Source organism: Ruegeria sp. AB11 (assembly GCF_056536325.1).
Genome location: NZ_JBQFJO010000002.1, coordinates 62,463 through 84,285 on the forward strand (window position 1 = coordinate 62,463; position 21,823 = coordinate 84,285).

The following is a 21,823-nucleotide window of genomic DNA, read 5'->3' on the forward strand; positions in this document are numbered from 1 at the left end:
AAGATTTACCCTGGTAACTCGTATTTATCATCTAGCTTTGCAAAATGGACACTATTTGGCAGGAACGCGGTCATTCGACGGCGTTTTTCAAAGATTTCCACAGGTTGACAGCAGCGCCCAGCTTACGGGTGTCATGAAACGCGGCTGCAACGTCCTCATCATCGCGCAGGATCGCAAGGCCAACACCTTGACCCCCGGACGGTCGCAATACGATCAATTGCGGCTCTGACAGTATGTTAGATACATCTGCTTGCCAGCCGAGGAGATCTTTGGTGAAACGCGCCAAAAGGTTTTCGTCTGGATGCGTAGGCTGCCCTTCGGAACAAAGCCCATCAAATTTGACCTCATCGCTAATCAAAAAGCGTCCCAAAGCAAAGCGTTCAGAACCTTCATAGAATGCATCAGTTATCCCCGATGGGCTCTGTTGATCCGTTTCTGGTTCAGGTTCAGGGGTGGCATCCGGAACGATCGTCATACGCCGCTCATCCGGTAGATCAATATTTCCGCAAGCCGCCTCTACCTCAGAAAATGTTATGCCCACATCATCCGCTTCAAGCGCCGAATCCGGTCTGAGCGAAATCAACTCTAAAGGGCCGGGGGCGATCGCGATGTCAGAAACCAGTTGGGCTAGTCGGCCCGTCAAGTTTTCACGGGCATCGGTTTCAAAATCGGGTAACGGCCCCGAAACACAGCGAAAGACATCGGTGATCCGAGAGCTGTTCACTTCAACCGCCAGCATTCCTCCGTCGGCCGCCTTGAACTCTAGCCTCCTTGGCAGGATCGTGCCGCGAATAGCGTTCAGTACCTCACCTCGTCTTGCCTTCGCAGTTTCGCCCGACAGATATACTGCGGGAGATAAGCGCGCGACCGAAGATTGCCCGATTTCTTCGAGCAATTCGAGTATTTCGCCATCCATCATACCGTGAACCCCCTCTGGTTCCGTCTATACCGCAGCAGCCACCGAGCTGAGGCTGAGATGTGATTTTGTAAGCGCAAGCCCGGTATTCGCACTATCGCGACAGATATAGCAGACAACGTGATCCGGGTATTTCGGCGTTCTCAGAAAGATATGTATACGATCATTGGCGAACACCGCGATTTCCCCAAATCCGGGGTGTTCCGTTTCATCTATCTGTGCCGTGCGCAACAATTCCTCAAAGCCTTTTGTACCCCGGCTTTGAAACAGGTTAGCAACTGAAAGCGCCAGATTTTCTAAAGCATCTGAACTCTCTCGGTCTGTAGCATCAATGCCCAACAGCATCCCTGTTTCCATATCAACATACCCGGCTGCAACGCAGTCGGGTATGGTCTCGATGGCCGAGGCTAAGGCGGATTCTATCGACATTCAGATATCCACCTCAAAGAATGTTTCAGATCGCATGCCATTCTGCTCCACCGTTTTTGCGCGCTTCCGCCATCGGTCGCATGCTGGCTTCGCTATTGCGAGCGGTGTGCTCCAGCGCAATCTGATCATACTCGGACAAAAACGCAGCAAAAGCGCTTTTCAAGCCTTGGGCATCATCAGGCAGACTTTCCCGCGCTACGATCTCGCTCCACATCGCAGACGCGCTGAGTGGCGATTCCGAGGGCAGAACGCTTGGATCGACTGCTTGTTCTTCAGACGCTTCTTCATTCGACTTCGCTTCGCCACTCAATTCAACCACTTCGGCTGGCGTGAGTGAGTTTGATTCCGGTTCCGGCTCGTATTCTTCTGTAGATTCCTCAGATTGCTCAGAAAGCAAAGACGTAATCGACGAGATAGACACTTCGATGTCCGAACCCGAGCTCTCCTCATCGACCAAAGTCTCCTCGGATGTAGAGGCTTCTACCGTTGCATCTTGTTCATCTTCGGGACCGAGAATAATTAGCTCCGCATCCTCTTGGTCCTCTTCTTCATCCATGAAAGCAAACTCATCGACGTCAGGGGACGGGTTCGCCAAAAGGTTCAGATCCAGCGGGTCATCGGATTGTTCTGAGAATACGGAACGCAGATCTTCATCAGCTGGTTCTGCTTCAGAGGTCATTTCGGCGCGCATCCGTTCTGCCTCGTCTACGTCAATTCGCGGGCGCTCAGCTTCTTCTGAGCGGCGCTCGACGCGGGCAGGGCGGATTGGAAAGCTTGTGACAACATCACTGCTCGCTTCAGCCGGAGTGTCAGCCAGCGGATCCTGATGCACCAACGGTACATCTTCCATTCGGCTTTCCGGATGCAAATGGCTCACTTTTGGTGCTTCGGACAGGGATTTATCAATTTGATAGCGGGCTAGCATATCCGCTCGCTTGTCCATAATCTGCTCGGTGATCTCCAGGAAACTGTCGACCATCTTACCACCACCGCTGCGTGACCAAAGTTCGGCATCACCGGTTTTGTCACGGGCCATGATGGCATCACGGGCCGAGAACAGTATCGTGCGATTGAACAAATGACCCGCTTCGCGATTTACGCGGCGCAAGACCTTTTGCCTGTCTTTCTGATTTAAAGCATCCGCACGTGTCACCAACAGCAGCGATTTATGCTGCAGCCTTTCCGGCAGCGAAACCCAGGTGGCACGTTCAGTCTCGCGCCAGGCTTGGGTCGAGTGGGTGCACCACAACACACCATTGGCTTGGCCAACTGCACGCTGCCAGACATCCGTCGAAATCTTCGGGTCCGAAATGCCGGGTGTGTCGATCAAGTCGACCGCTTCAAGAATATCGGCCTCAAGGAAGATGCGAATGAACTGGGCGTCGTTGACACCAACCTGTTCAAGCTGATCCAACTCGATATTCTGCGTACTGCCATCATGGCGTTTGATATAAGCGGGTCGATTGCCCCAGCTGAACCAGATCGGCGGCAGCTGCGTAGCTGTGACCTGTGTTGGCAGTGCCTGTTTGCGTAGCAGGAAATTCATCAACGTCGATTTGCCTGCACTGAATTCTCCCATGAGCGCAAACACGGGTTTGCGGCGGGACCACTGCTCGATGCGGTTCCATGTCTTGGGAGAGACGAAGCGGGTTTGTGAATTTTTTACCATAACTCTTCTTATGCTGCTTCGTTACTAAGGTCTTTCAGGATATCGCCAAGAATGTCGTCACGCGATTTCTGTGGCTTCTGCTCGGCGATCTGTGCCGCAGCCCTGTCAGGTGAATGCGAGATGCTGAGCAACGTATCTTTCTGCTCGACCATAAAGTCGGTCAGCGTAGCACGTACATTCTCCAGCACGGCGGCAATCTGGTTCTCCTCGATATCTTTGGTGATCGAGTTCGCCTCAGATGCGATCAAGCGCGTGTAGTCTGCGGCATAGGCCTCAAAGCCCTTTCGGCGTTGCCACCATCGGCGCCACCATGTGCTTTGCAGGTCCAGCGCAATAGTGCGCCCAATCCCGAGTGGCGGAGGCACGCGTGGCACGATCGGAGCTTCGATATTGAATTCACCCAAATGGTTGCCCAATAGTTTCTGGTACAGAGCCTCAACATCCGCCGCAGCAGCCGAATACAGCGCACCGGCTTCCTTGCGCATCGAACGGGCAAAGCTGAAATATGCGGCTTTCTGCAAAGTTCGTAGCCCGGCCGGGTCATATTGCCATGTACCCTGCTCTCCATTTTGCTCAAGGTGTGAGATCAGAGAATCGGTCGCGCGCTTGACAAAATTCGCTTCTGCCGAGGCAAGTCGCTCCAGTACCTTGTCGCGTAGTTTGGTTGTCAGCTCGGAAGCTTGCTTTTCGTATTCGGCTGTAACCTTCGCAATCGCGTCTTCTGGCGACGCACCATCTAAATCCCGAACAATTCCATCCGAGTTTGACAAGGTCTTAGCAACAGCTGTCGCCCGAATCTGACTGGCGATATTGCGCGCCCGATGTCGGACGCGATCCAAAAGCCGCGTTCCAGCGCCTTCGGCGATACGCTCATTCATCGCGAGCAACAAATCGGGCAGGCCGGAAAGCGCCCAGATCTTGTCGAGTGACGCCGCCTGATCGCCGAAACCGGCAGCCAGGTAGAAAGTGTTCAATGCCTCGCGCGATTCTTCTGTCAGAATGTCCGGGTTTCCAGTGAGAGCGGCCTCAGCCCACAGGGCGCTGCCAAAGACAACGCTTGTGTTGGCGTCAATGTTGTTCTGCTTCAGGGTGTCCTGGATGCGATCGCGAATCTCGGGGACCTGATTGACCGGGTCAGACAATTCATCAATCCGGTTCACAAACAGAATGATCTGCCGGTTTTCGAACTGAGCGATAATACGCATCAGCGCCATATCCATCGTGGTCAGTGCCTGGCTTGCAGCCAATACAACTATGCAAACCTCTGACCCTCGCAGGCTGCGCAAAGTGATCTGTTCGCGCACCATGAATGTATCGTTCACGCCCGGCGTATCGCACAGCTTAAGCGAAATCGGATATTGCGGGATATCCATAAACAGCTCTGCTGATTTTGTCACATCCGCAAAGCGGCCCGTCTTTGGGTCGATATCTGGGTCATCCTCATCCCCAAGACAGACATACCGTTGGACAAGTTCATCATCGAAATAGTCATACTGGTGACTTTGGCCAAGGATCAGGTCGAAGTGTTTGCCCAACCTTTGCTCGGACTTAGACTTCATCTCCCCGATCTGACGACGGATGTCATCCATCTCATCATCAGCACCAGCACGGTTTGCGAGTTCGCCCAGGCGACCGCCGCCAACCATCAGGTTGTCCCATTCTTCCTGCTCGAAAAAGGTAAACTTGGACTTGGTGCCCCCTTCAGTCCGGGTATTGATATTCAGGGTGGTCACCACAGACGTCCATGGGTTCACATCCGAGGGTAGTAGATTTGGTCGCCCCGCTAGAATGTTGACAATGGATGATTTCCCGGCCTTTACCTGCCCCACCATTGTGACACTGGCTGAAAAATTCTCCATTTTAGTCTTGAGCGCAGCGAGCCGCGCGGAAGAACGCGCATCCGCCACCTCTGTCAGCTGGTCGATCTGCGTCGTCAACGAAGTCATGGTCTCTGTCATTTCGGACAGAGCCTCGTTTCCTACAGACAGAAGGTGGTCGTTACGCGCCATGGTTAGCCTCCGGTACCGGTTGCGGCAAATTGGTCCCCTGCCCCGTCCGGCAGGCTCGCAAGCGTGTCGATGCGCGCGATAAGGTCCAATGCGTTTCCGAGGATCACAGCCTCGGTTTGCGGTGAAATTGATTCATATGCGAAGGAATCAGCAAGCACTTCGATAGAACTGAAGCCTTCCCCATTTTCCAGGCAGGCGACACGGCGCCCCGTTGGAAAATCTTCTGATTTGTTTGCCGGCAAAGGCATGCGGGCATTCGCCAGCAAATAGCGATTGCCCGAATGGGTTTTGAGCGCAACGCCGAAACCAGTGCCAGGATGCTGGCGGTTCAGAGTTTTTAGCTCGCCGATAAAACTTTCTCGGGCAAGACTTACAACGTCCTGCTCGGAAGCAGCGGATTTGATCAGGTTGGTCACGACAGAGACCCTTGTTCTGGAGTTGAGCAGAAACTCGCACGGTGCCAGAAGGCAAAAAGACTCATTAACTCCTGCGTTCAATCAATTACGATTTCCGCGGTGTTATTTTGACGCGAATAGGATATTTTGGCGTTTGAAATGTGGCACAAATAAGGTGATGGACCTCATAAATACCTCAACCTATAAGAGAATGCCTAAAATGCACGCACCAACTGGACCCGTGACCGATTCCAATACTGACAACTCTAATCTGGTGCGCTGGATCAGAATTGAGTCTCAATATATCTTATATTTATTTGTTTTTTAACAAAATTAATCGATCCCCTTCACTAGGTGTAACTTTGCTTAAATTTCCTTCAGGCTACTCACACAACACCCAAAATATCACTCTGGCGACCCTTCGCCCACAAGCCTCGTGGTGAGCTCAACTTATAGGTGCAACACGCTTACGATCAAAAAAGGTCCACAAGTTCACTTTTTGGAAACAATAATAATGTCAAGATTGAGCCTACTCTGACATCTCAACGAACAGAAAATCTCTGCACTTTGATCTAAACAAACCCGCCCTTCAAAGACATTTCCTTTTCGACGGATTGCCACTTCGGACTTGCACTCGATTCTCAGGAGTTTGGATGAAGTGCAATTCGACGTCTTATTGTTTCTCGTATGGCGATAATAATCTTGTGTATTGTCACACTTTACCTCTCGCGCTCCCTCAAAAGCTTTGCTATTGAGCGCCTCGTCGCGATGCTTTGGCATCGGGTTGCGGGTGTGGCGAAATTGGTAGACGCACCAGATTTAGGTTCTGGCGCCGCAAGGCGTGGGGGTTCAAGTCCCTCCACCCGCACCAAAAAATACCAATAATTATTCAATTACAAAGGGTTATATGATTTTCTCTGCTGTTAGCCCCACTAACAGGCCAACTTTGGTTTTGTGATGGAATGCGCGAATCTCTGGTCTGCGAACTCGGAGAGCTATGGCAAGCTTTCTGGACCGGGATGACGCCAGATTTGCATCGCTCCAAGCACAGGGTGATGGAAAGGCGCCTCAAATTTAGCGCCCAAGCGTTTTACCAGGGCAAAAGATCGGGGATTGTTATCGACGATCAAGCTGATTGCGGTCGTCCAGCCGATAGTTGAATACGCAAATTCGCGAGCCGCAAGCGAGGCTTCGAAGGCGATGCCCTTACCCTCGCCGCCTTCGAAGACTGACCAAGCAACTTCAGGCTCAGGCCAACCTTCGGGAAACCACAACCCTACCACCCCAAAAGGCTCATCAGATAAGCGGTCTGCTACGATCCAACGACCAAATCCACGGAGAACCCAATGGCCAAACAGTTCACCGAATTGAGCATAGACCTCTGAGCGAGTGAAAGGACCGCCAACCGTCACAGCCCGTTAAGACATTCGGAACTCGGCGAATGGCTCGAAATCAGACGCCAGCGGTACGCGAAGGCGTAGCCGCTCTGTTTCGAGAATTGGGATATCTACCAAGTGCGGTGTCATGTTTTCTCAGACGCGGATTGTCTTAATGCCACTCATTTTAAGCTTCAGGCTATGTCTGCTTTGGACTCGGAGCAGCCGTTCGCCGCAACCCTTACAAACGATTGCTTCGCGGACAAAGTTGCCGATAAGTCAGTTTTTCGGGATGTGTGATAACGCCCCGAGCAGTCCTTTAATGCAAGCGCAGCGAACGACGGCTTGACCGACTTTACTTGCCGTCCTGATGCTCTCCGAAGACCGTTTCAACCTCTTTGACCTCTTCGAATATCAGTTCAGGCGCCACTACTTCCCAATTGGCGCGTTTCATCAGGTGATGAAAACGATCATCCGCATCCTCCTTACGCCAATTTATGATGGCCGCGATCTCGCCAGTGACAAATTTCGTGCCCATCGGGGGAGCGAATGCTTTTGCCATCCGCCCGAGGGCCCGCCCTTGAAGATCCTCGATCTGCCAGCGATCTCCGACACTGGAGAGCCTGATTGGCGCGCCGACCTGCGCTTCAGCGATCGCCTGGTGAACGATGTGCCGATCACCTTGGCGGCCTGCAAATGACAGGTCGACCATCTTCATTTCGGGCGATTGAAAGAACCGCCGTGCGCCGGGCCGCCAGCCAGGCGTTCAGATCGGCGCCGTGATAGGCGATCCGCCGACCGATGCGGATAAAGGCCGGGCCACACATGCGGTGGCGCCATTGAGCCAGCTTCTCGCGGTTTCCCAGCAATTTCATCTCAGGGTCTTCTGGGAAATAGACTCGGCTTCGTCTCAACTTTGAGTTTATACCTTACTTTCGCATAGCCGCCTTAAGACTCCTTTTTAGGTTGGTGTCTTTCGACTTGGCTTCTGCACCCAGTTCGCCATAGTGCTTCTCGTATTTCTTAATCAGCCCCTCAACCGCTTTGCGGGTCTTTGGAGATACATTGGGGTTCTTATGAACTTTCTTCAATTCATCTTGCAGCATGACCTTGTACTTCTCCAGCAGCCGAAGCCTCTTAGACACGCCTTCCCAAATTTGCACGTCACCCGAAAGGTTCTCCGCGTACTTCGCGGAAACCATATTCCAAACCTTTCGACGGTTAACTTTAGGCAAAAGTTCCCAATCGTCGCTGGCGAGAGCGTTTACACAGGACAGCATGTCAGAGTACTTTTTAGGGTGCCCAGCATTTGCTCCAGTGGCTTCCACGAGCTTTGGAATCGGGGATTTTATGCGCTTTAGAACATCGTTAATCGTATCGATGGTCACATAACCCGTATATTCGCGCGCGTCTTTTTCGACCTTCTCAATGATTTTCCACATCGGGATTGTTTCAGGCTGCGCTTGCAGCCCTTTCTTCATTTTCATGAGGTTTGTTTTTCCTAATCCCGCATAAATTGCCCCTCGATTCGGGATTGGCATGATCACTTTGCTATACTTTGAAAGCCAATTGTTGAACTCTTTCAAGTTTTGCTTCTGTCTGTATTCTACGGTAGCGTTTCTATCCATGATTCAGCCTATCATTCGACGGAAAACTTTTGATCTTCTGCATACCACGGCCATACAAACACCTCTTGTTCAGACACACACCTGTTGGTAAATGGCTATCATCGAAAACGCTGCACTGCGGCGAAATTCAAAGGATCGTTAAGAATTGCACCGAGATTGATTCTAACGGAATACTTTAGAGTGACACAATTTGCTTCAAGAGCTTTTTATCATCACTAATTATGGCTCGAAACTTCTTCAATTGTACTTCTGAGCTTTTCTTAAGCTTGCTAGTCTGCACTTGCAGGTCTTTTGCAGGATCCCATGTTACGGCCCGAGACCAAGCTGCCCAAGCGTCTTCAAACTTGCCCTTTGCTATATCTCGAATTATTCGGGATTCACTCAGTTTAACATAGGTTTTCGCCCAGAAAGACGGACTAGTGTAGTCAACCCAGGCTTGGAAATAGGCCGCGCCAAGCTGCTCAGCAGCAGAGTTAGACGATTTCAGTTTTTCTGCGATTGGTTTAAGTACTGGCTTGACGACCGCGTCCTCAAGGTAGTCCTTACGAAAGTCCATCATTTGTTTATAAAATTCTTTGTTAGCCTTGGCGAGTTCGTCTCCACTCTTTTTCATTGCGACAGAAGCCTTCGATCCCACTTTATAAATTTCACGAGTAAGGTTGATTAGTGTTGCGGCTAAATCGACAGCATCACCCGTCTTTTTTGCTTTCTGCAGAGCGGCGCTAATTTCTCGTACCTGTGCATCTCTGGTCTTTTCGATATCCGAGCAAATCTTCTCATAAGCCGCTATCCTACGTTCGTAGCGCGAAATTAATGCCTTTTTGGACTTAATGCCTTGCGAAGTATCAAGATGACTGGGGATTAAAAGTTTGCTACCGGGGATGATGAGTGCCGGGTTAGGATTTTCCTTTCGAAACTTTGTGTTAATCCCTGAATTGTAGATATCTTTGTGCGATCTAAAACCATACATTCGAGCAATTTTATCTAATGTCTCGCCCTTTTTGACCACATGGATACGAACTCGTTTAGACATAGTTGACCCCCCAAAAAGAATAAAGAATACACTCCCGATCTTCGTTTTACTCGCCCGCGAAAGACCCAACGGCACGAAAACCGCCGCTTTCCCCATCACTTAAGGCGAATCCTCCGACGAGCCCGCCGGGAACAGTTAGCGAACCGCCACCAACGGTAGTCTTTTCGACAGCGCCGCCAATAAAGCTTCCATTCAACTCACCGGATATCCCACCACTTCCAGTTACAGAGCTCGTGTAGTTGTCGAAACCGCCTCCGACTAACGAACTATTCCCTGCCACGGTCGCTCCACCGATTGACAATTCTGCTCGGCCTGTGCGGGACCCAAAGTCAAAGGTGTCAGAAAATGTCCCAGTCTGGGTTGAGACGATCCCACCCATCACAACATTTCCGATGGCATGACCAGAGTATTGAACAGTTGTGGGAAGGCCATTCTCCATGGCCTGTCTAACCGATTCGTTTATGAGTCCAGTTTCTGTTGTTGTCAGCCGGTTCCCCGCGGCGAAAGTTCCCATATGGGCATGTTCTCTGCTCTCAGAGCCCAATCCTGTGTCGATATCACCAAAAAAGAACCCCCACTTCACATGCTCATATCCATCCGTGGTCGATGAAAAAGAGTCACCGATGCCTTCAGCTACAAGACCACCAGATATTAACGCGGCATCACTCGCATCATCAGTACTGCGAGCCCCAAATTCAGTGTCGCTGACATATGCACTCGCTCCACCTTCGCCTCCTAACGTCAAGTCGTCGATTGAAACTTGGAAGCTATTCGAGGCGGCGTCGAAGTTGGAAAAGCGTAAATTGGGTGCCGAAAAGGTATCCGGAAGCAAATCTGGGTTTCCCATTGGTCGGATTGTCGAGCCTCCAGGAGTTTCCACATCAACAAGGCCTACCGCATATCCAATGGTGTCATTAAGAGCGACCCCAAAGCCGGTTCTGTTGCTGGGCAATGCGTCGGTCCCCGTCGCAACACCTAATCTTAATGCAGCGTACTGGACCGAAGGTCGGTTTTCTCCTAATGGGCTCTCTACCCCTCCCGCCAGAACCTGGTCAGTTCCTTCAACATCATCGTAAATCTCTCCAGCATTCTCCAACACGAAGAATCCCAACCGCCCCGGCGTTGGTTCTGATCCTGTAGAAATATTGGGATTACCGCCACCAGTGGCGGAGCTAGAGTAAAATGAGCTTAGTAGCACAGGGCTTTCGGAAGCGCCGCTGGACGTTAATCCACGCGAAGAACCAACTGCCTGAGCAGTAATGATGGCATCTACCATCTGCTCGTTCTCGAAACCTTGACCGGCGAATAGGTCATCCCGAAATCGATACCGAACTTCCCCAATAGTTGCGGAGATTGTCGAGACTTGGCGCCCATCTGAACTATTCGCTAAACCAAAATCTGCGTAGAGCAATTTGGACGTTTCTGGAGTCGTTGAGCCGTCCAAGTTGATAATGTTGCCCGACGGATTAATGATATACAGATCGCTTTGAGTGAGTTGTGACGTGTCCAATGAAAGCGAACTCGCTAAAAAGTCATCGTCAAGCTCGCTCCAAGTTTCTCCGCGAAAGAACGCACGATCATCCCCACCAAGGAACATTCCAGGGTTCAAATCTGACAAGCCGTTTGTGATAGGTCCGGCCATACCTGCAGAAAGGTGGAAACGATCCAAACTGGTACCAGGTACGGGATTCTGTATCACGCCATCCAAGTCGCCGGCGGCAAATATGAACCTTCTGGTTTCATCTGGATCTCGAATCAAGAATGCGCCGGTAGCCCCGGTTTCCGAACCGACAGTAGTTTCATAGTACCGTTCTTCATAAACCTCTGATTGACCAAGCTCACCCAATAAACGATCTCGTTCCGACTGAAAGCGGGATGAGCAATTTGCTCCGCAACTTGTTGCAGCCCAGTTGTAGGATGCAAGCACTTCCATATCCAAGAATATGAAGTTGTCGCCTTGTGGCCGTTCAGTCCTTGGTTCTTGCGCACCGTCCAAAAAGTCGGTTCCATAATTAAACCCTAGAAGTCCGACCCCTTTACTGGAATGCCAAATGATCCCCTCATCGGAAATCGGCTGCCTAGTAGCAGTTCCGAATGTCGTGTCAGCCCGCACAAGGTTTTCAATTGTTGGGATATTCGTAAAAAGTGGTCCTACAAAATGAAATGAACCAGATCGAAGTAAGCCTTCAGAAAACCTTGGAAATCGTACAAGCCCTCCATTTCTGCCAAAGTTGTTGCTTCTGTCCGTCAGACCATCGGCGCCTTCGTCAAAACTGGCAAACCCATAGTAGTATACGACACCTTCTGGGTCTCCTCCAGCCGTCAACGCCGTTAGTGGCTCTAAATCGTCGACCGCCAAAGATAGTGTATTCGTCGGGAAAATTCTATTCGTAATTGGGCCGGCATATCTGCGCACCGGAAGCGACAAATGGTCTTGGCGAATTCTTGTATTGGCTTCAGAGGTCGTGGTCTGGTTCTCCGTAATCGGCGTCGAAGTTTCACCAAGCGATGGTGAAAAGCCTCCGCCAGCAAGATCAAATGAAAAATCAATAGGCTCCGAAGAGGGCGATGAACCTGAAGAACCTTGGCCATTAGACTCAGATCCAGAACTTCCCAAATCATTGGGGCTTGAATCGAAGCCGACAGCATTATCCAAGCGAGAGATCTCTTCGACGGCCTCAGCAATCTGAACATTTTCGTCCGCGACCGATATATCCTCAGTTAATTGTTCACTTGGCAGCGCCGAAGAACCAACCCGTGTTGAACCCAGTCTGGGTAATGTCCCGGTCTGCAGCCCCCGACTAAGTGAGTTCAGATCGTTTACAATGTCTTGAGTGCTCATGCGTCTTGGAGCAGTGGTTCGCCCATTGCTAGCGACAATCTGAAATCCGGTGCGATAGATCGTTTGGCTGCGCCCGCCGCTCGACACCAATATTTCTTTGCCATTCAGCAAATGTGTGCGCGTACTTTCCGGGCCCACTTGAATAAACGCAGATCCAGACTTGAGAGAGAGAAGCGCATGAGGCGTCATGATTGAGATATTCTGCGTTCGGTTCAACAAACCCCCAGTAACTCTTAAAGTCCCTCGCTCAACGCGAATAGCAATCGGTTGATCTTTCGATGTGATCACGGTGACAAGACTGCCAGGCGCAATGACGACCGATGTGCCGTCCACCAAAATTATTTCAGCGGTCTCGTTTTCGCCTGTCTCCACCGTTCGAGATTGAGAAGAGCCGAGGACAAACTGTTTCATACGCTGGTCGGATGTTGCTGCACTAACTGCAAAATCACTTGTCGTTAGCGCCAATGTTCCGGCGAGGAGTATCGCAAATTTTGTCAATGAAAACTTCATGTTCTTCCCTCCCACATTCAAACTTAAAATGACTTGGTTACCGAAAATGCCAGGTACGTATTGTCAAATTTATCCACCGAATAGTTTGAGTTTTGGTCGAAATGACCCAGTTCGAGCTGAAGCTCTACGCTGTCTGTCAGCGGAACGAACATAGACGTCCTTAAGACAACCCTTTCGTCTTTTTGTGATGTATCATCATCGATAGCGAGGTCGGGCTCGTCGTACTTACGCTGTCCGTAACCTACAGCCGCAGAAATCTTCCAGGGATCTTCGGCTTTTCCTAGCAAAGGTGGAATTTCTCGAAGTACTTCCACAAAGAAACCGCTGTCACTATACGCTTCGAAACCTTCTTCTGCAGACTTGTCAGCGTAAGCAAATACGAGGTTTAGCCCTGTCTTTTCCGTCAGTAGTCTCGAATAACGAAGAGAGAACCCGTTTCTTCGACCATCGCGATTGTCGTTTGACGGATCTAACGTAGTCGCGTGATAATCTTGATCGAAAGTAAACGCAGTTACCTCGAAACTATTCTGCGCATTTGGAACGGCACGAAACCTAGCGACCCAACCGTCTTCACTAACATACCTTTCATCATCGCGACGCAGCGAACTCGTGGAATATCTCAGCGCTAATTCGGCGGGAAAGCTTAACGCTCTTGTCAAATTGAGATCGGTCCCGAATGCGATCCCCCCGCGAGACAGATTCAACTGAGTTTGATCACGGTAACCTCGGGCAAACAGATTTACGTCCAAAGCGAGCAGGTGACCTGCTTGAAGACCCAGATCGTACTTCAACTTGCCAGTTAGACCAACAAATGCAGATACGTCGGACTGGTCCGTAAACTCCGGCAGAACGACGAAACCCCTGACTTGGGTTCCGTTGTCCGGACCCGCGTTCGCATTTGAGTCCACGATCACACCGGCAGCAGCACGACCGGTTAATCGCCACCTGGAATTTGATCGTTCAGCGATGGCTAGAAGTTCTTCCGCTCTCGCTCTCACTGCGGGCGGCGCATCAGGTGATTTCAGTGCTTCGCTTATATAATTCTCAGCAAGCTTGGTAGCGCCCTGTCGTAGATATAGGACACCAAGTTCGAGCTTGATGTTCGCAAGTGCCGGGTTAAGCAGAAGTATCCTTTCAAATGCAGAAATCGCAGTTTGGAAGTCACCTGTTTGAGCAGCAATTTGCGCTAAACGAAACGATGCCTCTGGATCTGAAGGGTTTCGTTTAACTCTGTCTAACGCTGACAAATACTCTGAAGGTATTTGACTTGATTGCGCCGAAACCGTCCAACTGGTAGCGCTCAGAATACAAACAGCAACCAAAATTACCCGAATTGTACTAAGGAAGAAAGGATACCCACCAAACAACAATGTAACCAAAACTTACCAATCCCTGTAGCCGAAAACCTTTGCAATAAACTTAGAACAATATTTTGCTATAGTTTACGAATGAAGTGTGTTGAGTCAATCTGCCAGCTACTTTTGCGCTCCTCGAGCGCCTTAACGGCTGTTCTCTTTGCGTTTTTCTTAGGAATAACTGCGCCTGGAAACGCACAAACAAAGCAAATCGATTTGATAAATTTGCTCAGCGAAGCGCGCGATCTAGGCAATTCTGGAAAACCAGCCGAAGCAATCAAACTTCTCGAAGAATTGCTGACGAAAATTCCGAAGTCAAATGAGCGAGAAACTTATAACCACGCATTTTTGCTAAACGAGATCAGCGTCTTAAAGCGCGATGCTGGTCTATCCCACGAAGCTCTTGAAGATGTTCTACGCGCTGAAAACATTTTAATTAGAAATGCTTCAGAAAATGAGCTTTTGGTCGCTGTCATCCTCAACTCTGCTGAGGCTTTGAGCCTTTTAGGAGAGAGCGAAAAGGCAAACGGCAGGTTCCATCGGGCTGTTGTTCTTGCAGAAAAGCTAGAAATTGACTCACTCATTACTCATTCACGGATTCGATTTGCGGGAACCAGCCTAGAGCTTGGAAGCTGGAAAAAAGCTGTAGCTGCAGTTGAGCCGTTAGAGCATCTCAGCAAATCGCAGGCGACGCAAGTCGCAACGATTCTGGGTCAAGCATACCTTACTTTGCGACTGCCAAAACAAGCCCGGACTTCAATTGATGCTCTTGAACAAGTCGATAGAAGCGACCCGCATTTTGCCCTTATCAACGCTAGAATAGATCTTCAACTTGGCAACGTTCAGGAATCTTTGGATAAGCTAACGGCTCTTCTGGAAGAATTGGACGAGAGCCAAACCGCTCTTTTGGCTTCAGCCCGATACAACCTGTCGGAAGCCTATTTTCAGATAGGACTGTTACAGGAGGCGTACGCGAATAACGAGCACGCAATGTTGATAGCCGAGGAGAGTTTGCGCAAAAACGAGACACTGGTTGGACAAACGCTCCATCGGCGGGCCATGTTTCTTGGGCTGATCGGAGATATCGAAAACTCCATAAAGGGATTCGAGGTCGCTGCATCTGTTTTTACCGAAAAAAACTCGCGAAGCCGGCGCGCAAGATTTTATACAAAATTGGAACTTACAAGGGCATTAAGTTCCAACAACAGGAAGGCAGAAGCCTTAACTCTAGCACGCAAATTGATCCCTGAAGCGCCAATTATCTTCGGTGAAGAGGCTATAGAAAACATGTTTGCATTGACCAATTTGGGGTCTTTGCTGGTTGAAGTCAGAGAACTAGAAGAAGCCAAATCCCTATTACGCGATTCTCAAATGTTTGCGGTTGAGGGAAGATTTTCCAAACCTGATCTTGCACCAACTAAGGTGAGCCTTGGAAAAGCTTATATGTACGATGGAATGTTTGAGGAAGCTGAAAGTGTTTTTTTGGAAGTGCTTCAAGACTATAAGGAGTTTGGGGCAGGCGAAAGTGTTGAAAAGTCTGGTGAAATTAGACGGCTATTGAGCGAAATTTATTATTCTAGAAACGATATTGGGGATATTGAGAAAGCTGTGCACTTGTCGCGCATTAATATTGCTGGAATCAAACAAAGAATAAAGGAAGTTGCAAAATCGACTACCTACGCTCGACAGTTTTCTTCATCATCTATCGATCTTCAAATAGGCAACACTCTCACGGTGTTGAACGAATATCAACGAAAAGGCTTCGCGAACAACGAAGAAATGTTTGAAGCCGCTCAACTCACTCTTCTGAATGAGACTGCAACTGCAACTAATGGGTTTCTACGGCACTTCAAAGCTAAGGATCCGAAGTTAGCAGAACTGTTCGCAGAGCGGCAAGCTGCATCAGCTCAGATCCGCGCCCTAACAATTCAACCGGATCAACAAAAACAAAAGGTTCTCGATCAAATCAAACTACATATTCAGGATATTGACAGTCAGATTTTGTATACAAGTCCTGATCTCGTGGCTTACTTGTCGCCATCCGTCATCACTTTAAATGCAATTCAAACGCTGCTGGATCAAGATGAAGCTCTCTGGACGAACTTTTCGTTTGAAGGCGGCACATTTATTTTCCTTGTAACAAAGGATGAGGTTTTTGTTGAATCAACAAACGCTAACATCGAGCAAGTCGACCAACTTGTAAGAAAGCTCAGGGAAAATATGGACCTTGAAGGTCGCTCCACACCGCCACCTTTTGACTTTGAATCCTCCACCCGACTGTACAATGTTTTATTTGAGCCTTTTGACAGAGTACTTCAAAAAAAGAAAAAACTGCTTGTTGTCCCACAAGGTCCAGCGCAACAGATTTCTCTCGCAGTCGCGACTAGGAGTGTCGCACCGATCGGAAAAACACCCGAAAATGCAGATGCGCGTTTCTTGGGACTAACGCATTCGATTACAGTCTATACTTCAGTCGAGAACCTCCTGTTTTCCAAGTTAAATCCATCCAATGATGTTGAACTCAAAAGTATAACAGGATTTGCGAACCCCTGGTTTTCAAACCGTTCTTTAGACACCGGGGATCTCAGCCGCGATATTGAAATCAATCCCAAAGCGTTGCGGTTAGGCAGCACTGTAAACTACTTTGAGCCATTGCCGGAAACAGAGCGCGAGTTGGATTTAATATCCAGATCTTTGCCGGGTTCTTCCGCTACATATTACACCGGGAAAGATGCGTCAGAAGAGGTTTTTAAATTACACGAGATCAAAGGTGACGTTCTCGTTTTTGCAACACACGCAATTGTCTCTGGTCAGTTTGGCAACTTGCGAGAGCCTGCACTAGTACTCAGCTCTCCTGCAGAAACCTCCGGCATTGATGACGGATTTTTAACAGCGAGCGAAATTGCTCAAAAGCAGATCGCAGCCAAGATCGTCGTGCTATCAGCATGCAACACAGCATCCGCCTCAGGACAATTTGGGGCTCCGGGTTTGTCTGGATTGGCACAAGGTTTTTTTGAAGCAGGCGCTCAGTCTTTGGTGGTAAGCCATTGGACAATTTCCACCGTTTCACCTCTTTTGTTAATGCCGAGTTTTTTTGAAGGCATTTCCAATGGTCTAGCACCCGATGAGGCGATGAAAGAGGCAATGATTGAAGTGTCGACGCGGGAAGATTTGAAAGCGTTAGGGCACCCCGCCATTTGGGCACCGTTTTCCATAGTCGGTAACTACTAATCGCATTCATTTGAATGACGGTTTGACTAATATTCGATTTGTGCGTTCCAACAGCCGTGGGTATGAAATGTTTGGACTCCAAATGGCAATCGCTTGGCAATGAATACGAATACTCGGCGATAGGGGTTTGCCCCGACCATGGGCGATTTTCCGTTGCCTTTGCCCTGTTCGATGTAGGCCCGCCGAAGACGAGCGTTAAACATCTCTGATCTATTCTGTTTGAGAGACGCTTGAATCCCCCGGTGGCTCAAGTTCAATCAAATTCGAAGCTTCCATGAACAGTGTCGTAATTCACGTTTCGCCGGCCGACTGAAAACGCCGGATGGCAGTTCTTTTTGAATTCGAACGTAGATGGTTTGCAAAAACCTAAATGATCCGCTTATTCAGTTTTTTGTTGGCGCGGATAAGTTCATTGATCGTCTTGCGCATTTGCCTTTGGGAGACCGGCGCCTACTCATCGCGACACCTCCGTTGGAAATGCTCGGGCAGCGCGTCCAGTTCGGGAATATCGCAGCCGATATACGCCCGGACGAGCCGGGTTAGGCCTGATTTGGACGCACAATACCCGAGCGTGTCGCAGGCCGCTCCCCCGGCCGGAAATTGCGGTCTCTGACGCTGAAACAACCATTGGATACCGTCCCGACAAACTGCGACGCGGTAAACACCATGGCGAAAGAGCTCGCCCCGGTAGTTCTCAGCGGTTTCTCGATGATCGGTCTGGGAAAGGGGGCCGTCTTCCAGCCCGCTTTCATAGTTTTGATTGCGCGATTTGGAACAGGACATATCAACCATGCTCGATCCGTCCTTTCCGTACGATCACCCGTTCGACCGAATGGCTCAAAGGCGACCAGTAGTACCGGCGCTCGTTTTGTCTTGTCGGCGCGGGGCATCCTGTGGCATCAACTGAACTTGCTAGGGTGGCAGTTGATGTCACTGGAAAAGCCCCATCTCCGCGCTTGGAGTTGGGGTTTTTCATCAGATGACCTCCGGACGGTTCTCTAGCCACCCACGAATCAAGCTTTCTGGCCAGCCAACAGCTTTCGCGGTCAACCTGACCGGGCGGGGAAACTCTCCCCGGTTCATCATGTCGTAGATAGTGCTTCGGCTCAGGCCGGTGATTTCTTCAACTTCGGTGCGCCGGTAATGTTTCTCCAACATCTCGGTTGCCTCCTGCATGGTGTGGAACATGCAGGAAGGGTGGCGTCCTTATTGTTGTTTTTCAAAGATATGAAAGCCCAATACTCTGTGTCATCGGCCCACAATTGAACGGCAAAACCATATCCATTTTGGGCACTACTTTTGGGCAGACTATTTTAGGCGTCAGTTATGTGACATTAGCAAGCCATCGCTGCACTGAGGATCTGCTTACTTTTTCTTCAAGTATATATTCCGCCCATTCGATGGCGGCGTGAATATTGGCCTCTTGTTTATCTGCCAATTCGCACCGGTTCTTTCTTGCAGAGAACTCATTTTGGATTGCTGTGCGCACCAAACCGCTTCCTTTTGGGGGGCGTCCCAATCGCGTATTTTTTCGCGGCATTGAAGCAGAAGTGCCTTCCAAAATTATGCTTCCGGCTGAGAGTAACCCAGTTATCTCAACCGCCACCCCAATCGGCGACGGAAACAACTCAAACAACTTGCTAACACTTACCAGGGGCCCCCTGAACTCCTGAGCACCGGATTTTAATGTGACTTCCTCCCAGTCAAGATGTCTCAAAGTCCATTTTTCGGGTGAGATATCGACGAGCCTTCCTCCCCGCCCTCCGTTAGGCCCTTCACCGTCGTTCTGCGCCTTCTCAAGGTCCGAATATGCAAGCCAACCTCTCGCAGAAAGCCTACCAGATGCCAACGCATCAAATACCAACGCGCGGGCTCTGTCTATTGCAGCGTCAAAAGGCTCCTCCTGCGATGCAGCCCAATCATATTCTCGTGCTTCCGTTTTGGCCTGTGCCAACTGGGATTCACGAATCTTCTCATAGTCTGGGTTGATGGCCTTATTATCGTTCATGCGTTCCAACTCCTTGGTTCTAAGGATGTGGTTTCGAAGGTGTTCATCGCCAGGAACGCCGCATGTGCCATAGATTCCATTGATGTAGCGGTTGTAGTCTATATCAATTCCAAAGGCTCGAAATTCAGACTCAGATATATAGTCATCATAGTCTCCCACCTCCCCGTTCCACTCAGAATCTTCTCCGAGGCGATAATCGACATGTTCGTATTCGCCTGGGCGAACTCTCTTATCGACCATTTGAAATGCTGGTACGCGCCCCAACGCCACCCAATTAGCTGCTTCGGTGACGTAACATATCTCGGGCACCTCTGCTTCAACAAACAGCCTCATCAACCAATCCTCATAATATCTGCTTGCTTTCCCATCACGAAATCTGACCACCGCTGCATGAGTAACCGGCGCTGGTCCAGATGATCCGTCCGTCGGTACGCGCGCTCAACGGTGCCCCCCACAACATGCCCCAAACAGGTTTCAGCAACCTCATGCGGTGTGTTTGTTGTTTCTGCGACCCAATCCCGGAAACTGGAACGGAACCCATGTGGCCGCGCCTCCATTTCCCTGCGCTCCATCAAGCGGGACATTGTTGCGTCGGAGATTACGCCCTTGCGGACACTTGGAAATAGGAAGCCGTCGCGCGATTGCTTCTTCGTTGCTTCAATCACATCCAGCGCAGCATCTGTTAGCGGAACTCGGAAATCTTCGGTGGCATCTCTGCGCCCCTTTATAATCTCGGCAGGGATCGTCCAAACGTCACCTTCAAACTGATCCTTATGCGCTTTTCGAACCGGCCCAGAGCGTACGGCGGTTAGAATCAACAAGCGCAATGCGAGATGTGTCGTCGTGCCATCGTTCAGGCTGGAATAGAAGTTTGGAACAACTGGCCAAGGTAGTGCAGGTATGTTCTTGGGTTTATGGCGTTGCTTCCCCAAGAGAGCCCGTGCCTTCATGGTGGCCTGCAGATCCACGTCCAAACCAAGAGCGGCGGCATGCTTTAGACAGATACCCAGGCGATCCATTGCCTTGCTGGCGGTTTCGGCCTTCTCGTGCCAAATCGGGGCCAGCGTGTCCCGGATATCAATTTGGTCAATGTCAACGACTGGAACCTTTCCGAGTTTCGGAAGCACATGTAGTTCTAAAGGCGAGTACCACCGCCCTGCCTTACCATCGCCCTTTAGCTCTGCCTTGCGGGTATCAAACGCATCAAGGGCAATGTCTTTTAGCAGGTTCATATTCCGCTCTAACTGTCTACGCTCCCGCTCTCGCTCTTTTATCGGGTCCAGGTTCTTGCGAACGACGGCCCGCCATTTCTCGGCCTCTTCGCGCGCCTCTTTCAGTGTTACGCCCGGATAAGCCCCGAGGCCCATTTCCCTACGGCGTCCGTGCACGGTGACCAACAGCACCCACTTGCCTTGTTTGGTGTCCCGCTTATGCAGCCACAGCCCGCCACCATCGCCATACTTACCGGCATCGGCAATTCTGACCTTGGCTCCGCTCAGCTTGTTTGTTTGGCGCATGGCTGGATAGGCATTTCTATTAGTCCAACTTTCAGTCCCACTTCTATATCTTGTATATCACGGAGCACACCGGAACAATCAGGAACGATAAATATTAACGTTTATCGGTATTTGCGGAGTTGAGGGGACGTGCCGGAATACAAAAGAACATCGAAGAAGGCCTGTTCAATTCCCTCCACCCGCACCACAAAACTTCACAGAATCGATTCGTTGCTCTGACGTTGGGTCGTCAAACTCAAACGCCGTAGCGTGCCATAAACATATCGACCGCCTGCATAGCAACCTCGTCAATCTCGCTTTGGCTGAAACTGTTTTGGATACCAAAAGCGGCCCGTCCCCATAGCCTTACCTTACACAGCTCCGAAAACTGTTCGGCCGCAATATTGACGTCTTCGACAGCCAACTCTCCTTTTGCGACCGCATTGGTCAGATACTCTGCCATCTGCCGCCGACCATTCTGAGGGCCCGCTTCAAAAAAGGCCTTACCGAGTTCCGGGAATCTGTCTCGCTCGGCGACGCAAATGCGAAAGACTTGCTGCGCAAAGTCTGAAACCAGAAATGCAGTAAGCTGAGTTGCTGCAATTGTTAGCACCTCGCGCGCAGGTTTGGTCTCGTCAATCATTGACAGGATACGCTCGGACATTAACCGGCACTCAGTCTGGGCGACTTCGGTGAACAACAGACGCTTGTCGGGGAAGTAGCTATAGAGAGTGGCCTTCGACACGCCCGCTGATCGCGCAATGTCATCAACGCTCGCGCCTTCGAACCCATCCGCCATGAACACCTCGCGCGCCCCGCGCAAAACCTGATCGAATTTTCGGCCTGTACGCAGGATGGCGGCGGCTTGAGTCATGATGTCTCCTGAATGCGATATTCTACAACACTATAAACCGTTCGGTTCAGTT

19 protein-coding genes and 1 tRNA gene are annotated in these 21,823 nt (G+C 50.2%); 2 read left to right on the forward strand and 18 right to left on the reverse strand.

Annotated features, from left to right (window positions below; all coding sequences use genetic code 11):
* Positions 1-70: 70 nt before the first annotated feature.
* From ACR3EJ_RS19835 to ACR3EJ_RS19855, 5 genes are read right to left on the reverse strand one after another with little or no spacing between them, the layout of a single operon-like run.
* Positions 71-919 carry a hypothetical protein gene (locus tag ACR3EJ_RS19835; RefSeq protein ID WP_170544199.1) on the reverse strand — a complete coding sequence of 283 codons (849 nt, stop codon included), beginning with the start codon at positions 917-919 and terminating at the stop codon, positions 71-73.
* Between the two features lie 24 nt (positions 920-943).
* Entirely contained in the window at positions 944-1,345 is a 402-nt protein-coding gene (locus tag ACR3EJ_RS19840) for a hypothetical protein (protein ID WP_170474977.1), read from the reverse strand.
* A gap of 25 nt (positions 1,346-1,370) precedes the next feature.
* The gene (locus ACR3EJ_RS19845) at positions 1,371-3,014 is read right to left on the reverse strand and encodes a dynamin family protein (RefSeq protein WP_170544200.1); all 1,644 of its coding nucleotides are present in this window, start codon (positions 3,012-3,014) and stop codon (positions 1,371-1,373) included.
* Between the two features lie 8 nt (positions 3,015-3,022).
* The gene (locus tag ACR3EJ_RS19850; RefSeq protein ID WP_170544202.1) at positions 3,023-5,023 is read right to left on the reverse strand and encodes a dynamin family protein; all 2,001 of its coding nucleotides are present in this window, start codon (positions 5,021-5,023) and stop codon (positions 3,023-3,025) included.
* A 2-nt stretch (positions 5,024-5,025) separates the two neighbouring features.
* The gene (locus tag ACR3EJ_RS19855; protein ID WP_170474967.1) at positions 5,026-5,439 is read right to left on the reverse strand and encodes a hypothetical protein; all 414 of its coding nucleotides are present in this window, start codon (positions 5,437-5,439) and stop codon (positions 5,026-5,028) included.
* Between the two features lie 765 nt (positions 5,440-6,204).
* Between ACR3EJ_RS19855 and ACR3EJ_RS19860 the strand changes: the two genes are divergently transcribed.
* A tRNA-Leu gene (locus ACR3EJ_RS19860) sits at positions 6,205-6,289 on the forward strand.
* A 124-nt stretch (positions 6,290-6,413) separates the two neighbouring features.
* Here ACR3EJ_RS19860 and ACR3EJ_RS19865 read toward each other — a convergent pair.
* The 7 genes from ACR3EJ_RS19865 to ACR3EJ_RS19895 form a co-directional block, all read right to left on the reverse strand.
* Entirely contained in the window at positions 6,414-6,830 is a 417-nt protein-coding gene (locus ACR3EJ_RS19865; protein ID WP_480423416.1) for a GNAT family N-acetyltransferase, read from the reverse strand.
* A 319-nt stretch (positions 6,831-7,149) separates the two neighbouring features.
* Complete coding sequence (locus ACR3EJ_RS19870) at positions 7,150-7,506, reverse strand: hypothetical protein (protein ID WP_480423418.1); 357 nt, start codon at positions 7,504-7,506, stop codon at positions 7,150-7,152.
* Positions 7,472-7,669 carry a MerR family transcriptional regulator gene (locus tag ACR3EJ_RS19875; RefSeq protein WP_480423420.1) on the reverse strand — a complete coding sequence of 66 codons (198 nt, stop codon included), beginning with the start codon at positions 7,667-7,669 and terminating at the stop codon, positions 7,472-7,474. Before ACR3EJ_RS19875 ends, ACR3EJ_RS19870 begins: the two co-directional genes overlap by 35 nt.
* Positions 7,670-7,723: 54 nt before the next feature.
* Entirely contained in the window at positions 7,724-8,422 is a 699-nt protein-coding gene (locus ACR3EJ_RS19880; RefSeq protein ID WP_480423422.1) for a hypothetical protein, read from the reverse strand.
* 175 nt (positions 8,423-8,597) lie between these two features.
* Positions 8,598-9,455, reverse strand: coding sequence for a LysM peptidoglycan-binding domain-containing protein (locus ACR3EJ_RS19885; RefSeq protein ID WP_170544205.1), 858 nt, complete (start codon positions 9,453-9,455; stop codon positions 8,598-8,600).
* Positions 9,456-9,501: 46 nt separating this feature from the next.
* On the reverse strand, positions 9,502-12,807 hold the full coding sequence (locus ACR3EJ_RS19890; RefSeq protein ID WP_170703406.1) for a FecR domain-containing protein: 3,306 nt from the start codon (positions 12,805-12,807) through the stop codon (positions 9,502-9,504).
* Between the two features lie 23 nt (positions 12,808-12,830).
* The gene (locus ACR3EJ_RS19895) at positions 12,831-14,186 is read right to left on the reverse strand and encodes a tetratricopeptide repeat protein (protein WP_170544209.1); all 1,356 of its coding nucleotides are present in this window, start codon (positions 14,184-14,186) and stop codon (positions 12,831-12,833) included.
* Between the two features lie 69 nt (positions 14,187-14,255).
* On the opposite strand from ACR3EJ_RS19895, the gene ACR3EJ_RS19900 reads away from it, so the two are divergent.
* Complete coding sequence (locus ACR3EJ_RS19900; RefSeq protein ID WP_170544211.1) at positions 14,256-17,393, forward strand: CHAT domain-containing protein; 3,138 nt, start codon at positions 14,256-14,258, stop codon at positions 17,391-17,393.
* A 450-nt stretch (positions 17,394-17,843) separates the two neighbouring features.
* Here ACR3EJ_RS19900 and ACR3EJ_RS19905 read toward each other — a convergent pair whose 3' ends face one another.
* The 6 genes from ACR3EJ_RS19905 to ACR3EJ_RS19930 all read right to left on the reverse strand — a co-directional run bounded on the left by ACR3EJ_RS19905 (position 17,844) and on the right by ACR3EJ_RS19930 (position 21,771).
* Positions 17,844-18,185, reverse strand: a complete 342-nt coding sequence (locus ACR3EJ_RS19905; RefSeq protein ID WP_170544213.1) for a hypothetical protein — start codon at positions 18,183-18,185, stop codon at positions 17,844-17,846.
* Positions 18,178-18,369, reverse strand: coding sequence for a hypothetical protein (locus tag ACR3EJ_RS19910; protein ID WP_170703405.1), 192 nt, complete (start codon positions 18,367-18,369; stop codon positions 18,178-18,180). Before ACR3EJ_RS19910 ends, ACR3EJ_RS19905 begins: the two co-directional genes overlap by 8 nt.
* Positions 18,369-18,551 (reverse strand): AlpA family phage regulatory protein, encoded by a 183-nt coding sequence (locus ACR3EJ_RS19915; protein ID WP_170545880.1) that lies wholly within the window; start codon positions 18,549-18,551, stop codon positions 18,369-18,371. The genes ACR3EJ_RS19910 and ACR3EJ_RS19915 overlap by 1 nt, the downstream gene beginning before the upstream one ends.
* Positions 18,552-18,717: 166 nt before the next feature.
* The gene (locus tag ACR3EJ_RS19920; protein WP_170545884.1) at positions 18,718-19,734 is read right to left on the reverse strand and encodes a hypothetical protein; all 1,017 of its coding nucleotides are present in this window, start codon (positions 19,732-19,734) and stop codon (positions 18,718-18,720) included.
* Positions 19,734-20,918: a site-specific integrase gene (locus ACR3EJ_RS19925; RefSeq protein WP_170545886.1), complete on the reverse strand. Its 1,185-nt coding sequence runs from the start codon at positions 20,916-20,918 to the stop codon at positions 19,734-19,736. Before ACR3EJ_RS19925 ends, ACR3EJ_RS19920 begins: the two co-directional genes overlap by 1 nt.
* Positions 20,919-21,153: 235 nt before the next feature.
* A complete protein-coding gene (locus ACR3EJ_RS19930; protein ID WP_170545889.1) occupies positions 21,154-21,771 on the reverse strand; it encodes a TetR/AcrR family transcriptional regulator in 618 nt (205 codons plus the stop codon).
* Positions 21,772-21,823 lie beyond the last annotated feature (52 nt).

What these genes read in the sequence shown, in the direction of transcription:
- ACR3EJ_RS19835 (WP_170544199.1), bottom strand. Translation starts at nt 919, where the DNA reads ATGATGGATGGCGAAATACTCGAATTGCTCGAAGAAATCGGGCAATCT.
- ACR3EJ_RS19840 (WP_170474977.1), bottom strand. Translation starts at nt 1,345, where the DNA reads ATGTCGATAGAATCCGCCTTAGCCTCGGCCATCGAGACCATACCCGAC.
- ACR3EJ_RS19845 (WP_170544200.1), bottom strand. Translation starts at nt 3,014, where the DNA reads ATGGTAAAAAATTCACAAACCCGCTTCGTCTCTCCCAAGACATGGAAC.
- ACR3EJ_RS19850 (WP_170544202.1), bottom strand. Translation starts at nt 5,023, where the DNA reads ATGGCGCGTAACGACCACCTTCTGTCTGTAGGAAACGAGGCTCTGTCC.
- ACR3EJ_RS19870 (WP_480423418.1), bottom strand. Translation starts at nt 7,506, where the DNA reads ATGGTCGACCTGTCATTTGCAGGCCGCCAAGGTGATCGGCACATCGTT.
- ACR3EJ_RS19875 (WP_480423420.1), bottom strand. Translation starts at nt 7,669, where the DNA reads ATGAAATTGCTGGGAAACCGCGAGAAGCTGGCTCAATGGCGCCACCGC.
- ACR3EJ_RS19880 (WP_480423422.1), bottom strand. Translation starts at nt 8,422, where the DNA reads ATGGATAGAAACGCTACCGTAGAATACAGACAGAAGCAAAACTTGAAA.
- ACR3EJ_RS19885 (WP_170544205.1), bottom strand. Translation starts at nt 9,455, where the DNA reads ATGTCTAAACGAGTTCGTATCCATGTGGTCAAAAAGGGCGAGACATTA.
- ACR3EJ_RS19890 (WP_170703406.1), bottom strand. Translation starts at nt 12,807, where the DNA reads ATGAAGTTTTCATTGACAAAATTTGCGATACTCCTCGCCGGAACATTG.
- ACR3EJ_RS19900 (WP_170544211.1), top strand. Translation starts at nt 14,256, where the DNA reads ATGAAGTGTGTTGAGTCAATCTGCCAGCTACTTTTGCGCTCCTCGAGC.
- ACR3EJ_RS19905 (WP_170544213.1), bottom strand. Translation starts at nt 18,185, where the DNA reads ATGGTTGATATGTCCTGTTCCAAATCGCGCAATCAAAACTATGAAAGC.
- ACR3EJ_RS19910 (WP_170703405.1), bottom strand. Translation starts at nt 18,369, where the DNA reads ATGAAAAACCCCAACTCCAAGCGCGGAGATGGGGCTTTTCCAGTGACA.
- ACR3EJ_RS19915 (WP_170545880.1), bottom strand. Translation starts at nt 18,551, where the DNA reads ATGTTGGAGAAACATTACCGGCGCACCGAAGTTGAAGAAATCACCGGC.
- ACR3EJ_RS19920 (WP_170545884.1), bottom strand. Translation starts at nt 19,734, where the DNA reads ATGAGGCTGTTTGTTGAAGCAGAGGTGCCCGAGATATGTTACGTCACC.
- ACR3EJ_RS19925 (WP_170545886.1), bottom strand. Translation starts at nt 20,918, where the DNA reads ATGCGCCAAACAAACAAGCTGAGCGGAGCCAAGGTCAGAATTGCCGAT.
- ACR3EJ_RS19930 (WP_170545889.1), bottom strand. Translation starts at nt 21,771, where the DNA reads ATGACTCAAGCCGCCGCCATCCTGCGTACAGGCCGAAAATTCGATCAG.